The following is a 14,337-nucleotide window of genomic DNA, read 5'->3' as shown; positions in this document are numbered from 1 at the left end:
GTGGGTTCCTCCAGTTAGACCGCGTCCACGAGTTCGAGTGTCGGTCGAATCCCGAGTGCCTTCATCTCGTCCAACAGCAGCTTGAACGCGTAGCTGACCTCGATCTTGTGGATGTTGTCCTCGTCGCCGGTCACGGGGTCGTAGATCCGGCGCTGCTCTCTGTCCTCGACGGCGACCATACCAGTATCTGCAGAGATGTACACTTCCTCGCGGTCAGAGGAGTCCAGCAGCCGCTCTTTCAGCGCCATCGCCGCACCGTGGCCGATCAACACCTCCCGCTCCATCTCGCCCACACGGAGGCCACCCTCGCGGGCTCGGCCTTCGGTCGGCTGTCGCGTCAGGACCTGCACCGGCCCGCGCGATCGCGCGTGGAGCTTGTTCGAGACCATGTGGTACAGCTTGTGGTAGAAAATGATCCCCACAAAAATCTCGGCCTCGATCTTCTCGCCGGTCACACCCGAGTACATGATCTCCTTGCCAGAGGATTTGTACCCGTGTTCTTCGAGTGCGCCGCGAAGCTCATCCTCGTTTTCGCCCTGGAACGGCGTCCCGTCGACACGCCGACCTTCGAGTGCGCCGACCTTCCCACCGAGCATCTCCAACACGTGGCCGACCGTCATCCGCGACGGCAGGGCGTGGGGATTGATGACCAAGTCGGGAACGACGCCGTCTTCGGTAAACGGCATGTCCTCCTGTGGTGCAAGGTGACCGACAACGCCCTTTTGACCGTGTCGGGACGCGAACTTGTCGCCCAGCTCTGGAATCCGCTCGTCGCGGACCTTCACTTTCGAGAGCTTCGAACCGTCCTCGCCCTCCATGAGCGTCACTGTGTCGACGACGCCGTCTTCGCCCGATCGCATCGTCACGGACGTCTCCCGGCGCTTCTGCGGAGAGAGCCCGCCCATGTCGTCTGGTTCTTCGAGGAACCGCGGCGGACTCGTCTTTCCGAGCAGCACGGAGTTCTCGTCAACGACCGTCTCGGGGTTTACGAGCCCATCTTCATCGAGATGCGTGTACGCGTCTTCGCCGCGCGCGCCGCGAACGTCTTGATCCGGGATCTCGAATCGGTCTTCCTGACCGCCCGGATAGCGTCGTTCTTCGCCCTCGTAGGTTCGGAAGAAGTGCGATCGCGCGAGCGCACGCTCCACGGAGCCTTTGTTCATGACGAGCGCATCCTCGATGTTGAACCCCTCGTAGGACATGACTGCGACGGTAAAGTTCTGTGCGGCCGGGCGCTCGTCGAAGTTGATCTGTTCTGTCGTCTGCGTTTTGACCATCGCCAGCTGCGGGTAGTGCATGAGATGCTGACGGGTATCCGGACGGATCCGGTAGTTTGCCGACGGCAGCCCGAGTGACTGCTTCATCATCCCTGCACCCATCGTAATCCGCGGCGAGGCGTTGTGCTCGGGGTATGGAATCATCCCTGCGCCGATCCCGAAGATCAGCTGTGGGTCAATCTCGAGGTGCGTGTGGTCGTCGGTGAGTTCGTCCTCGTCGACGCCTACGTAGATGTCCTCTTCTTCTTCGGCGTCGATGAACTCGACATAGCCGCGATCGACGAGATCCTCGAACGACAGTTCGTCGGCCTCGACCGCTGCGATCTCCTCGTCGCCGAGGAGCGGCTCGCCGTTCTCGACGACGATCAGCGGGCGACGTGCCCGCCCCGCGTCAGCGTTGACAATGACCTCACGGGTGCGCTCTTTCACTGAGACGTTGACCATCTCGGAGACGTCTCCGCGCCGTCGGGCCTCTCGAATCTGGTTTGCGAGCTGTTCGGGGTCAGGGTGTGTCCCAACCAAGCTACCGTTAACGTATACTTTCGCTTCTCGTGCTTGCGCCATGTGTTAGTCGTCCGCCGGTGTCGTTCGGTTCACGCCTTCGATGCCGGGAATCCCCTCGACACCCATCGACGCGAGCTCTCGTTTGAGCGCCTGTTCGTCCTCGATATTCTGGCTCAGTTCCATCGCCTGCGCGAAGTTCTTCACCAGTCCACAGTTCGGTCCTTCGGGCGTCTCAGATGGACAGATCCGACCCCACTGTGTCGCGTGCAGGTCACGCGCCTCAAAGTGCGGTTGCGATCGCGACAGTGGCGATCGCAGCCGCCGAAGGTGGCTCAGTACGCCCATGTAGTCTGTTCGATCGACCAGCTGAGAGACTCCAGAGCGGCCGCCGACCCAGTTGCCCGTCGCGATCGGATGTTCGAGCCGCTCTGTCAGCACGTCCGAACGTACAACCGTATTGACCGTCAGCTGACGGTTCCGCATCGTTGCTCGTTCGAGCTGGTATTTGACGTCCCGAGAGAGCTTGTTCAGCGCCGTCCGGAACAGGTCCTTCATGAGATCGCCGGAGACCTTCAGGCGCTTGTTCGCGTAGTGGTCCTTGTCGTCGGATTCGCGGCGGTTGAGCGCGAGTTCGAAACACGCCTCGGCCATCCGACAGAGGTAAAACGACTTGTTGATCCGGACGTCTTCCTCTTCGACACCCTCTTCGTGGAGGTGTGGCAGGAGGTACCGATCGATCACGTAGTTTGCCCGCTTGAGCTGGTAGTTTTTGCCCTGTCCGGAGGCGACGCGCTTGCCGAGTTTCTCGATCGCCTCCTCTTCGGTCTGGACGTCGGCCTCCTCTAGGTTCTCCAGCATGAACTTCACGATCTCGGGGTCGTCCGAAACCCGGTGGACGATCTCCTCGTCGGATTCGAGCCCGAGCGCGCGAACGAGCGTGACGAAGTCGACACTGCCGGAGACCGAGGGGAACGAGACCTCAAGCAGCCCGCTTCGGTTCCGCTCGCAAAGCACCAGCGCGCGGTAGCCGCGGCGCTGGCTGAACGTTTTGGCGACCTGAATCTCGTCGCCGTACTTCGTGTCGTACTCCGCGAGAATCTTGTTCGGTGCGAGGTCCTCGCTCGTCATCAACACCCGCTCGGAGCCGTTGACGATGAAGTAGCCGCCGGGATCGACGGGATCTTCGCCGATCTCGATCAGCTCTTCGTCCGAGAAACCGGTGATGTTACAGTTGTCCGAGCCGACCATGATCGGCATCCGGCCGACCTTGGTCTCCGTCGAGTCGACGACGGTCTCGGGTTCCTCTTCGCCGCCGCGGATAATCGACATCTCCATGAACACCGGCGCAGCGTAGGTGATGTTGCGCAGGCGGGCCTCCTGTGGGTACAGGAGTTCTTCGGAGCCGTCGGCCTCTCGGACCCGGGGCGTCAGGATTCTGACGTCGCCGAGTTCGACGTAGACGGGCTCTTGGCCCTCTTTGTCGCCGATATCGGTGTCGATCGTCGCTTTCTCGTCGACGACCTCCTGCATGCCGCGGTTCAGGAAGTTGTTGAACGAGCGGAAGTGGTGTTCGGCGAGCCGATCGTCCGAGAAGAACTCTCGGGAGACGACGCGGCGATCCTGTCGGTTCATCGTACCACCAACCGATAGACGATCGCGGTGTCGGTGGTTCGTGAGTCCCGAACGATCTTGATCACATCGCCCGGTTCGGCCTCGTCGGGCAGCGCCGGATCGTTGCGTTTGATCTTCGGGAGATCGGTTCGTTTGATGTTGTACTCCTCGAGCACCTCCTCGACTTCCGAGTCATCGTCGAGCAGGATGTGTTCCGGTACTAGTTCGTGTTGGCTTACGTCTACCATGAGTGCGTTTGGCTGGGGGAAGAAACGGCTATCACGAGATACTACAGGTCCCTATTGGACCCGTCCATTTAATCTTTGTCAAGCGTCGCTGGGCAGCGGCGCTCTCGGACCACGGTGCGATCGTGATAGCTGTACTCACGTGGAGAGTTAATAAAAACCTTTGCGAACGGCTGGGTCGGGAGCGATCCGCACGCTGCCGTCGGATGGTAAGCCTTATTTGTACCTCCCGGATACGATAGGATGCGATAAGACAGCGTGCCCGGGTGGTGTAGTGGCCCATCATACAACCCTGTCACGGTTGTGACGCGGGTTCAAATCCCGCCTCGGGCGCTGTCTTTATTGCCCGGGTGGTGTAGTGGCCCATCATACAACCCTGTCACGGTTGTGACGCGGGTTCAAATCCCGCCTCGGGCGTTTTTCCGATCTCCACTCACACGAGCGGTCAGCACGCTGACCGTGAGTATCCTGTGATCGGAAATCGGTTTCTAAGGGATTTGAACCAGGGAGCGAGGCGCAAGCCGAGCGACCGAGGTTCAAATTTCGTCTCGAACATATTATATCAAGCATTGTCGAACGCAGCCCAGGAATACGGATATGGCGCTTCATCAATTCATGCAATTTTATATCAAGCATTGTCGAACGCAGCCAAGAGATCGATTTTTGACTGATTGGGCCCTGCATGAATTTACCGTGACGACGCTCCCGTCGACTGGAAACAGCAAAGATGTTGGCGATGAGACTGAAGCCAAAGCACTCACCACGTTGATCGAACTAGGATACAGCGTATCAGTCCCTTTCGGTGATAACGATCCGTACGACCTGATCGCTGACGATGGCGACCAATTATACCGAGTTCAGTGCAAGACCGCCTGGCAAAACAAAGAACACACTATCAGATTCAATACCCACTCACAGACCACTAAGAACGGAGACTACCACGAAAAGCCATATACCGGTCGTATCGACGTGTTTCTGGTTCGGTATCCACCGACAGAGACACTGTATTGGATTCCGATCGAGGAGGCAACTATTCAGAAGATCGACCACCCCGCAATCAATTGGGCGAGCGATTACGAATTGACTCATCCCAACGACGCGTAGCTGGGACCATCTGTCACGTCACGGCGAACGCCACGTACATCAAAAACGCGATCAAAAACGTGAACGCGATCAACAGCAACAACACCAACACAAACGCCGTTGTCGGGCGCTGAATGGTCGCGAGCACGATCCGCTCTTTGATCGACAGCTCCTCGAGGTCGATCGACTCAGGATCGATCGACTCATTCCCCTCTCCGTCGCTCTCCATCTCAGATTCAGGTTTAGGTTCAGGGTCTGCCCTGACACCCTCCTCGGCCCCGACAGATCCTTGACGTTCGGACACAGCAAACATACGCGTTGTGGGCATCTAACTGCTTTGATCGGCCGGTTACAGCCGATCGTCCCAGTCGATCCACTCGTGTTCCCAGCCGTGTTTTGCAAAATAGCCCTGTTCGGCAAACTCAGCGTCTTCGCGGTGCATCCGATTTCGTGGGCGGCTCTTCGATCGTTCGCTCGCGGCGAGCAGTGGTCGGAACTGTCCGGTGGCAAACTCCCCAACAGATCGGAGGCTGCCGTCAGCATTGGCCTCCATCGCGACGATCGGCTGCTCGCCGGCACCAGTCCCCTTCGGAAACACGATCCGTCCGCCGGGAGCCAGTTGCGATTGGAGCGCGGTCGGGGGACGGACCACCGCCGCCTCGATCAGGATGCGATCGAACGGCGCGTAGTGGGCGAGTCCGTTCGCCCCGTCCGCTCGATCGACGAGGACGCCATCGTAGCCGGCGTCTGCGAGGTTCGTTCGCGCGCGGTGGACGAGCGATCGATCTATGTCGATCGCGTGGACAGCGGTTTCGCCGGCCAGTTCGGCGGCGATTGCGGCGGTGTACCCCACGCCTGCACCGACGATGAGGACCGAACAGCCCTGCGTCAGCGACAGCGGTTCGAACAGCGCCGCAACCGTTCCGGGGGCGAGCACGCGGGTACCCGCAACCTCGCTGCTGCGGTTTTGGTACGGCGACTCAGGGACGAACGCCTCACGGGGGACCGATCGAAGCGCGGTCAACACCGCACCCGAGAGCGGTTGCTCCAGCCCGTATTCGAGGCTGTCGATCATGTCCTCCCGGAGGGTCGAACGATCCATTGGAGGCACTCAGCGATCGAGGCTAATCAACTGCACGCTCCCGAGCGCCCCGCGACGTGGTACCGTATCCGTCGCTACCACGCGGACCACGCGGTTGTCGTCTCGTCGCGCGCGTAGATCCGTTTGATGTCTTTCGCAAACACCATATCACCCTCGTGATCGAGTTTGTCAAATCGGTATCCCTCAACCTCTCTTCGGACGTAGATTCCCTCAATTTCGAACTCCTCCTCGCCGAAGGACTCGGTCTCGCCGATACGGAACTCGTAGTCACCAGGCACCTGGATCGTGAGACTCCGTGTTTGATCTCGGTTGCCGTCTTTTGGGTGCAGCGTCACGTTGACACTCACGTTGTCGACCACGCGAGTCCACACGGTGTTGACCTCGCTCATTGTCGCGTGCTCCGTCCGGCGATCGTCGCCGATCTCGATCGACGTCACCCGAACCTGGTGGATCGCCTCATCGGTATCGACAATGAACTCGTCGCCGGCCTCGATCGTCTCGTCCGGATCGGCCTCAAGTTGCGTGTGAAATGACTCCTCGCCCTGAGAGACGACGACGGCAACCTCGATGTCGGCCGTGGTCTCGATCTGTGTCTTGTGGACGTGGTGGCAGTCAATACACCTGACAGTCACTGTCCCACCCGGTTTGAGGACCTCGTGGATAACAGGTTCGTCCGGCGAACAGGCCGGACAGGCGACGGTAATCCGATCGCCGGCGTGAATCTCGCTCATGCGGCCGTCTATCCGGCGAACGCGTAAAAAAGCGCGCTTGTGCGGACTCTGTGCGTGCCGTTGTCTCGGTGGCGAGCTGATTATCTGTGTCTTGGTGTCACGGTGGCGAGCTGGTTATCTGTGTCTTGGTGTCACGGTGGCGAGCTGGTTATTCTGCTGGCGACGGTGACGGTAGCTCGATCGGCTCCCCGTCGGCGTACACCGTCGGGTCAGTCAAAATGCCGTCGAGGTGCAGCGGGGCGTCGGTGTCGCCGCCGATCCCAGCGTCATCGCCGATCGCGATGTGCACGGTACCGGCGGCTTTCTCGTCAAGTAACACAGACCCGACGAGGTCGGTCACACCGACGTTGGTCCCGATTCCCAACTCAGCGAGGTTGTACGCGTCCCGACCGACCGTCTCGGCGGCGGTTTCGATCTGTGATCGAACCTCGTCGTCGGACACCTCGGTCACGTAGCCGTCTTCGACCTCGAACGACAGCGTCTGGTCAGGATCGAGCCGGCCGTAGGGCATCATCGTCCCGTCGACGACATAGCGGCCCGTCGCTGTTTCGGGGCTAATGAAGACCTCGCCGGCCGGGAGGTTCGAGAAGTCACCGGGCTCGTGAACTAATCCAGTGTCAGAGAGCCACTCGCGATCGCCCGGCTCGAACGTGATATCGGTGCCCTGCGGAGACGTCACCCTGATCTCGGAGGCGTCGCCGATCGTCGCAAGGAGGTCAGCACACTCGGCGGCGATCGCCTCGTAGTCAGCGTCCAGCCCGGTTGTGAACACCGCCTCAGTAATTCCAGGGAGGGTCGATCCACGAGCCCCTGCGTCGGTTGCGTTCCCGCGAGCGCGGGTGTGGCTGAGACTCTTTGTCGTCGGTGCGAGAAAAGCATCGACCGCGGTCATCGCCGCGGCGACGGCAGCTGGCGGCTCCTCACCGTGTTGTGCTCCCGGGGGATACTGCATAATCGACACGTCGTCTGTCACGTCGGCCGCAGCCGCGTAGAGTGCAGTCCCGATCGTCTCCCGGGCGTCATCGGTCACGATCAAACACGACTCGTCAGTCGAGAGGTCTAGACACTGCTCGATCGCGGTGTTGACTGCAGAAGCAAGCGCCGACGGGATACCGTGGTCGTCCATGGCTCCTGATTTTGGGGCGATCGACATAGGGGTTCTCCTCGCTGGCCGCCCCGATCTGCCGAGCCAGGCCGCGGCGAACGGGACAATCCGTTACTCGCCGCGGAGTTAATTTCTCTTCAAAATCCTCGAAAGAATTATACCCTGGGCTACGGGAGAAGTAGATATGATACGCGTCGGCGTCAATGGGTACGGGACGATCGGTAAGCGCGTCGCCGATGCAATCGGTGCCCAGCCCGACATGACGCTCACCGGTGTTGCAAAGACCCAGCCAAACTACGAGGCCGAAGCGGCCGTCCGGAAGGGATACCCGCTCTATGCGGCGATTCCCGAACGATCCGATCGATTCGCTGAGGCGGGCATCGACCTCGCCGGCGAGGTCGAAGACTTGATCATCGCCAGCGACGTCATCGTCGACGCCACGCCCTCAGGGATTGGCGAGGCAAACTGCGAACTGTATCGGCAGTACGAGACGCCCGCAATTTTGCAGGGTGGCGAGGACGCCGACGCTGTTGACGCGAGTTTCGTCGCCCGCGCGAACTACGACGATGCGATCGACGCCGACGTGGTTCGGGTCGTCTCCTGTAACACAACCGGGCTGTCGCGTCTGCTCGCGCCGCTGCAAGAGACGTACGGCGTCGAGAAGGCGCGAGTGACGCTCATCCGCCGTGGCGGCGATCCAGGCCAGGTCGATCGCGGCCCGATCAACGACATTCTGCCCGACCCGATCACCGTCCCGTCCCACCACGGCCCGGACGTGAACACGATCTACCCAGACGTGAACATCGACACACTGGGCGTGAAGGTCCCAGCGACGCTTATGCACCTCCACAGCGTCAATATCACCCTCGAAAGTGAGCCGTCTGCAGCGGAGGTGCGCGAGCTTCTTTCTGCGGAGTCGCGGCTGTTTTTAGTGCCCCAAGAGGCCGGAATCGACGGCACCGGGAAGCTCAAAGAGTTCGCAATGGACACCGGGCGGCCGCGGGGAGACCTCTGGGAGAACTGCATCTGGGCGGACTCGATCTCCACTGACGGTCGTGACCTGTATCTCTTTCAGTCGATCCATCAGGAAGCTGATGTCGTCCCCGAAAACATCGACGCGATCCGTGCGATCACCGATCGAGAGAGCCAAGCCGATAGCATGGCAATCACTGACGATCGACTGGGCGTCGGGTTAGAGAGTCTCTTCGAGGGGATCCGACAGCGAGTTGTCCCGCACTCGGCGGACGATTAATTGGCGATACTTCGGATCTATTTTTCCGGGTGAATTGCTACGGGAGTTCGTGGTGTGTGACAGCGTCGAGTCCCGATCGATCGGTGTCGACGATCGCCACGTGGAACGCGTCGTCGGCAAACGACAGAGGTAATCCGCCGGGGTTCACGCGAACGGTTTCGCCGTGCTTCCAGGCTCCGTGTTCGTGGGAGTGACCGTGGAAGACGAAGTCGTAGTCGCCGCAGTCGGCGAGGGCGTTTGTCAGGGTTGGACTCGTCCCGTGATAGACGGCCACGGACGTCCCATCGAACGTTTCCGTGCCACACTCGCCCCAGAAGGTCCCGAACTCGTCGATCGTCGGGCCGATCGACTCCTCGCCGTCGTTGTTTCCGCGAACGCCGTAGACGTCGAAGGCGTCCGTGTTGAGCCGAGAAACGGCGAACGGTGCGATGAAATCCCCGCAGTGGATGACGACGTCGACGCCCGTCGTTTGGAAGGTCGAAACTGCCGCGTCGACCAGGTCGAGGTTGTCATGAGTATCCGAGACAATACCAAGTTTCATACGTCCGTATTCGGCGGCATCGTACATCAAAACTGGCTTCGTATCGATCGCATGCAAAGATATATTCCGATCGATGGTGTCGGTTTATGTACCAATGAAAGCAGTTGTGCTCGCCGCAGGAAAGGGGACGCGTCTCCGCCCCCTTACCGAGGACAAACCGAAAGGAATGGTCGAGGTAGCCGGCAAGCCGATCCTTACGCACTGTTTCGAACAGCTTGCCGAGCTCGGCGCAGACGAGTTCGTCGTTGTCGTGGGATACCTCAAAGAGAACATCATCGAACACTACGGCGACGAGTTCGAGGGCGTTCCGATCACGTACGCCCACCAGCGTGACCAGTCTGGGTTGGCGCACGCGTTACTCACCGTCGAGGAGTACATCGATGACGACTTCATGTTGATGCTCGGAGACAACATCTTCCAGGCCAACCTCGCGGACGTTGTCAAGCGTCAGGAAGAAGATCGCGCAGACGCGGCGTTCCTCGTCGAGGAAGTCGACTGGGAGGACGCGAGCCGCTACGGCGTCTGTGATACGAACAAGTACGGCGAGATCACCGACGTGATCGAAAAACCAGATGATCCGCCATCGAACCTCGTGATGACCGGCTTCTACACGTTTACGCCCGCGATCTTCCACGCATGTCACCTTGTCCAGCCGTCGAACCGCGGCGAATACGAGATCAGTGAGGCGATCGATCTGCTGATCCAATCAGGGCGGACGATCGACGCGATCCCGATCGACGGCTGGCGCCTCGACATCGGCTACCCAGAAGACCGCGACGAGGCCGAAGAGCGCCTGACCGACGCGGCGGCTGCTGAGTAACCGACATGCGAGTGTCAATCGTCGGCAGCGGCTACGTCGGCACGACGATCGCCGCATGTTTCGCCGACCTCGGCCACGAGGTAGTGAATATTGACATCGACGAGTCGATCGTCGAGCAACTCAACGCGGGGACGCCGCCGATCCACGAGCCAGGCCTTGCGGACCTCGTCAGCACTCACGCAGGCGATCGGCTTACGGCCTCGACAGACTACGAGGACCTGTTGGACACCGAGGTGACGTTCCTCGCGTTGCCGACGCCATCCAACGAGGACGGCAGCAACGACACGAGCATCATCGAGGCGGCCGCCGAAACCCTCGGCGCCACGCTCGCAGCCACGTCCGATCGCCACCTCGTCGTCGTCAAAAGCACTGTCGTCCCGGGGACCACAGAGACGGTCGTCGCACCGGCCGTCGAAGCCGGCGGGGACCTCACGCGCGGGGAGGACTTCGAGGTCGCAATGAACCCCGAATTCCTCCGAGAGGGCACTGCGGTCGAGGATTTCAGACATCCCGACAAAATCGTCTTCGGCACAGACACCGCGTTCGCGGGCGATCGGCTCAACGCGGTGTTCGACCCGCTCGTCGATGCCTCCAACGCTGATACCGCGGTCGTGGAGACGGGCATTCGAGAGGCGGAGATGATCAAGTACGCGAACAACGCGTTCCTCGCCTCGAAGGTGAGCCTCATCAACGAGCTCGGCAACATCTGCAAGGCCTACGACGTCGACAGCTACGAGGTCGCCGACGCAATCGGCTTGGACGATCGGATCGGCGCGCGGTTCCTCCGATCGGGGCTTGGTTGGGGCGGATCTTGCTTTTTGAAAGACGTCAGTGCGATCGCCGCGGCCGGCCGCGCAAAGGGGTACGACCCAGTCATGCTCGATGCGGCCGTGACAGTAAACGATCGACAACCGGTGCAGCTTCTCTCTCTCATGGATCGGCACGTCGACGTGGCGGGCGAGCGAGTCGCCGTCCTCGGGCTCTCATTTAAGCCGGGGACCGATGACATCCGGAACGCTCGATCGATTCCAGTCATCGAGGGACTGCTCGAACGCGACGCGACAGTCGTCGCCTACGATCCGGTTGCGAGCGATCGCATGCGCGAGCAGTTCCCCGACATCGAGTACGCGGACTCCCCGGAGGCGGCTGTCGACGGCGCGGCCGCCGCGCTCGTGGTCACCGAGTGGGACGAGATCGCTGCGCTCGACGACGCCTTCGACACGATGGCGACGCCCGTCGTCGTTGACGGTCGACGGGCGATCGATCGCCGTGACGGGATTATCTACGAAGGACTGACCTGGTGACGGCTCCGCGGGTTTGTACGGATCGCACAGCCGCTTTTGGCTTTTTATTCGCCGTCTCGATCGCGCGTCACAGCCTCGCCAACGCCCGTTCGAGCCCCGACACCGAGGATAACCCCGGCGTTCAGACTGGTGTCGATTCCGGTTTTCGTTCGATCGCCGACCACGACGCCGAGCTTTCGCCGGGTCGTGTCGACGCGATCGCCTTTGACGGTCATCCGAACCGACTCCCCGTCGTGTCTGAGGTTCGCGACGATCGTCCCCGCGCCGAAGTTCACGGCTTCGCCGAGGATCGAATCGCCGACGTACGAGAGGTGGCCGATCGCGGTGTCGGCCATCACGATCGAGTTTTTGACCTCGACCGCGTTGCCGATCCGGACGTCTTCGCCGACGACGGTCGCCCCGCGGACGTAGCAGTTTGGTCCGACGTCTGCGCCTGATTGGACGATCACCGGCCCATCGATGTACGCGCCCGATCGGACTCGCGCGCCCTCCTCGACGATCACCGGACCATTGAGCGTCGCGCCGTCCTCGACGGTGCCGTCGAGGCGCTGGGCTGGCTCACCAGATCCGCCGAGTTCGCTCAAGAGGATCTCGTTGGCGGCCAGTAGCTCCCACGGCCGGCCGACGTCGAGCCACGTGCCGTCGTACTCGACGGCAGCGACGCGTTCGCCGGCGGTCAAGAGGTGTTCGATCGACTCGGTGATCTCGTACTCGCCGCGTTCGCTCGATTCGGTCCGGTCGATCGCGTCGAACACACTCGGTCGAAACGCGTACAGCCCGACGTTGATCTGGTTCGACGGCGGGTCGTCGGGCTTTTCGTACAGCGCCGTGACCTCGTCGTCTTCAGTATCGACAACACCGTACGAGGAGGGATCTTCGACGGTCGTCACCGCGATCGCGTGACCCTCGGCCGCGGCGAGCTGTTCGATGACGTCTCGATCGACCACGACATCGCCATTGAGTACGAGAAACGGACCTGAAACCACGTCTTCGGTCTGGCCGATCGCGTGGGCGGTGCCAAGCCGCTCGGCCTGTTCAACGTACGCGACTGGGATACCCTCGAAGGTATCGCCGATCGCCGCCTCGATCGATTCACGCTCGTAGCCAACGACGAGCACAAACCGATCGACGAGTCCGACACACTGTGACAGTACGCGTTCGAGCAACGTCGTGCCCCCGACAGGCAACAGCGGCTTCGGGCGCGTTTCGGTCAACGGCCGCATCCGGGTTCCCTTTCCGGCGGCCATGATCACGGCGTCCATACAAGTGGGTCACGGACCGATCGGAAATATCGTTCGGCTATCCGCACTGTTTGGATCGGGGAACGCTTCGAACTGTTCAGCCCTCCGCTTCGATCGCAGTTGTCACGTACGATCGCCCAACGGCCGCGAGTTCGTCCGCGCGGTCGTCGGTCCGTGCCTCAGCAGTGACTCGAACGATCGGCTCGGTCCCGCTGGCGCGGACGAGGAACCACCCGTCGTCAGTTTCGACGCGAACGCCGTCGATCGTTGAGACCGAATCGTACTCTGCGGTCAGGCGATCGGCCACCGTCTCCATGACTGCGGCCTTCGCGGTCGTCTCATGGCTCTCACGCCGGATGGGGTACTGTTCGATCGTTCCGACCGCATCTGCTAGCGAGCCCATACGATCGACGAACGCGGCCAGTTGTGCGGCGGCGAACGGCCCGTCCGGACACAGCGTCGCCGCGGGCCAGATCCACGCGCCGCTTGGCTCACCACCAAAGACCACACCATCCTCGCGGGCCGCTTCAGCGACGTACACGTCACCGACTCGCGTGCGAACCACGGATGCGTCGATCGCGGCCAACGCGTCCTCGACCGCGAGGCTCGTGTTCACCGGCATCGCGACCTGATCGCCGGCGTCGGCGACATCGCGGGCGAACAGCGCCAACAGGGCGTCACCGGGAACGAACGAGCCAGTCTTGTCGACGGCCATCATCCGATCGGCGTCGCCGTCGTGGGCAATCCCGAGATCGGCGTCCGTCGCGGCGACCGCAGCCGCCAGCGTCGTACAGTTTTCGGCGGTGGGCTCGCTTGGTCGTGCTGGAAACCGGCCGTCTGGACCCTCATTGAGCGTCTCGACTGTGCAGCCGATCGACCGCAACGCGCGGACTGTCACGCCGCCGGCACCGTTGCCGATGTCGACGAGCACTCGAAGCCCGTCGACAGGATCGACCGCCGCAGCGATCGCTGCTGCGTGGCGATCGATCGCCCCCTCGAAAGACTCGCGATCGCCGACCGCGTCCCAGGCGGCGGGCTCGAATGTCTCCCGCTCGACGAGTTCCGTAATCCGGGCACGCCGATCGGCGTCGAAGGCCATCCCCGACGGCGTCCACAGTTTGATTCCGTTGTCCGTCGGCGGGTTGTGCGAGGCGGTGATCGAGACACCCGCGTCCGCACCGGCCCAGGCGACGCTGCGGGCGATCGTCGGCGTCGACGCCATCCCCACGTCTGTGACCTCGCCGCCGCACTCGCGGATTCCAGCCGCCAGCGCGTCCGCGAGCAACGGGCCTGTCGTTCGCGGATCCCGTCCGATGACGACGCGATCGGCCCCATCGGCGACGAGCGCGCGGCCGATCGACAGCGCCAACCCCGCGGTGATTTCCTCGCCGAACCGTCCCCGTACACCACTCGTTCCGAACATATCTTGATGGTATTTCGACCGCGATCGATGATATAGGTGGGTGGTGCGGTGTGCAGGACAGATCAGCCGGACAGCTGCGGTGCGATCGCACCGCGCGA

The 14,337-nt window shown here is 61.7% G+C and carries 14 protein-coding genes and 2 tRNA genes; 6 read left to right on the top strand and 10 right to left on the bottom strand.

Translation table 11 applies throughout. From position 1 onward, the window contains the following. Positions 1 to 14 precede the first annotated feature (14 nt). The 3 genes from rpoB to E5K03_RS16200 are packed head-to-tail and all read right to left on the bottom strand — an operon-like array spanning position 15 to position 3,640. The gene (gene rpoB, locus E5K03_RS16210) at positions 15 to 1,841 is read right to left on the bottom strand and encodes a DNA-directed RNA polymerase subunit B (protein WP_138007845.1); all 1,827 of its coding nucleotides are present in this window, start codon (positions 1,839 to 1,841) and stop codon (positions 15 to 17) included. A 3-nt stretch (positions 1,842 to 1,844) separates the two neighbouring features. Further along, a complete protein-coding gene (locus E5K03_RS16205; protein ID WP_137197851.1) occupies positions 1,845 to 3,413 on the bottom strand; it encodes a DNA-directed RNA polymerase subunit B'' in 1,569 nt (522 codons plus the stop codon). Beyond that, complete coding sequence (locus E5K03_RS16200) at positions 3,410 to 3,640, bottom strand: DNA-directed RNA polymerase subunit H (RefSeq protein ID WP_138007844.1); 231 nt, start codon at positions 3,638 to 3,640, stop codon at positions 3,410 to 3,412. The genes E5K03_RS16205 and E5K03_RS16200 overlap by 4 nt, the downstream gene beginning before the upstream one ends. Positions 3,641 to 3,897: 257 nt before the next feature. On the opposite strand from E5K03_RS16200, the gene E5K03_RS16195 reads away from it, so the two are divergent. The 3 genes from E5K03_RS16195 to E5K03_RS16185 all read left to right on the top strand — a co-directional run bounded on the left by E5K03_RS16195 (position 3,898) and on the right by E5K03_RS16185 (position 4,741). Beyond that, a tRNA-Asp gene (locus E5K03_RS16195) sits at positions 3,898 to 3,970 on the top strand. A gap of 11 nt (positions 3,971 to 3,981) precedes the next feature. Then, a tRNA-Asp gene (locus E5K03_RS16190) sits at positions 3,982 to 4,054 on the top strand. A gap of 276 nt (positions 4,055 to 4,330) precedes the next feature. Further along, positions 4,331 to 4,741, top strand: a complete 411-nt coding sequence (locus tag E5K03_RS16185) for a group I intron-associated PD-(D/E)XK endonuclease (RefSeq protein WP_240730059.1) — start codon at positions 4,331 to 4,333, stop codon at positions 4,739 to 4,741. A 13-nt stretch (positions 4,742 to 4,754) separates the two neighbouring features. On the opposite strand, the gene E5K03_RS16180 is transcribed toward E5K03_RS16185, so the two are convergent. The 4 genes from E5K03_RS16180 to E5K03_RS16165 form a co-directional block, all read right to left on the bottom strand. Beyond that, entirely contained in the window at positions 4,755 to 5,024 is a 270-nt protein-coding gene (locus E5K03_RS16180; protein ID WP_138007843.1) for a hypothetical protein, read from the bottom strand. Positions 5,025 to 5,069: 45 nt separating this feature from the next. Next, entirely contained in the window at positions 5,070 to 5,822 is a 753-nt protein-coding gene (locus tag E5K03_RS16175; RefSeq protein ID WP_138007842.1) for a protein-L-isoaspartate O-methyltransferase family protein, read from the bottom strand. Positions 5,823 to 5,896: 74 nt separating this feature from the next. Beyond that, on the bottom strand, positions 5,897 to 6,553 hold the full coding sequence (locus E5K03_RS16170) for an HVO_0476 family zinc finger protein (RefSeq protein ID WP_138007841.1): 657 nt from the start codon (positions 6,551 to 6,553) through the stop codon (positions 5,897 to 5,899). A 148-nt stretch (positions 6,554 to 6,701) separates the two neighbouring features. After that, positions 6,702 to 7,679: an aminopeptidase gene (locus E5K03_RS16165; RefSeq protein ID WP_138007840.1), complete on the bottom strand. Its 978-nt coding sequence runs from the start codon at positions 7,677 to 7,679 to the stop codon at positions 6,702 to 6,704. A 163-nt stretch (positions 7,680 to 7,842) separates the two neighbouring features. Here E5K03_RS16165 and E5K03_RS16160 point away from each other — a divergent pair, with 163 nt between their 5' ends. After that, positions 7,843 to 8,910: a type II glyceraldehyde-3-phosphate dehydrogenase gene (locus tag E5K03_RS16160; RefSeq protein WP_138007839.1), complete on the top strand. Its 1,068-nt coding sequence runs from the start codon at positions 7,843 to 7,845 to the stop codon at positions 8,908 to 8,910. 37 nt (positions 8,911 to 8,947) lie between these two features. Here the strand turns inward: E5K03_RS16160 and E5K03_RS16155 are convergent, their stop codons facing one another. Beyond that, positions 8,948 to 9,451: a metallophosphoesterase gene (locus E5K03_RS16155; protein WP_138007838.1), complete on the bottom strand. Its 504-nt coding sequence runs from the start codon at positions 9,449 to 9,451 to the stop codon at positions 8,948 to 8,950. 94 nt (positions 9,452 to 9,545) lie between these two features. On the opposite strand from E5K03_RS16155, the gene aglF reads away from it, so the two are divergent. Together aglF and aglM are read left to right on the top strand one after the other, a co-directional pair. After that, positions 9,546 to 10,271 carry a UTP--glucose-1-phosphate uridylyltransferase AglF gene (gene aglF, locus E5K03_RS16150; RefSeq protein WP_137197859.1) on the top strand — a complete coding sequence of 242 codons (726 nt, stop codon included), beginning with the start codon at positions 9,546 to 9,548 and terminating at the stop codon, positions 10,269 to 10,271. 5 nt (positions 10,272 to 10,276) lie between these two features. Then, positions 10,277 to 11,575 (top strand): UDP-glucose 6-dehydrogenase AglM, encoded by a 1,299-nt coding sequence (gene aglM / locus E5K03_RS16145; protein ID WP_138007837.1) that lies wholly within the window; start codon positions 10,277 to 10,279, stop codon positions 11,573 to 11,575. A gap of 44 nt (positions 11,576 to 11,619) precedes the next feature. Here aglM and glmU read toward each other — a convergent pair whose 3' ends face one another. Together glmU and glmM are read right to left on the bottom strand one after the other, a co-directional pair. Further along, a complete protein-coding gene (gene glmU / locus E5K03_RS16140) occupies positions 11,620 to 12,837 on the bottom strand; it encodes a bifunctional sugar-1-phosphate nucleotidylyltransferase/acetyltransferase (RefSeq protein ID WP_138007836.1) in 1,218 nt (405 codons plus the stop codon). Between the two features lie 76 nt (positions 12,838 to 12,913). Further along, positions 12,914 to 14,239, bottom strand: a complete 1,326-nt coding sequence (gene glmM, locus E5K03_RS16135) for a phosphoglucosamine mutase (protein ID WP_138007835.1) — start codon at positions 14,237 to 14,239, stop codon at positions 12,914 to 12,916. Positions 14,240 to 14,337 lie beyond the last annotated feature (98 nt).

This window comes from Halalkalirubrum salinum, assembly GCF_005543295.1.
In the GTDB taxonomy this organism is placed as follows: Archaea; Halobacteriota; Halobacteria; order Halobacteriales; family Haloferacaceae; genus Halalkalirubrum; species Halalkalirubrum salinum.
The sequence above is the reverse complement of the archived record's forward strand: the minus strand, read 5'-3'. Positions and strand labels throughout refer to the sequence as shown.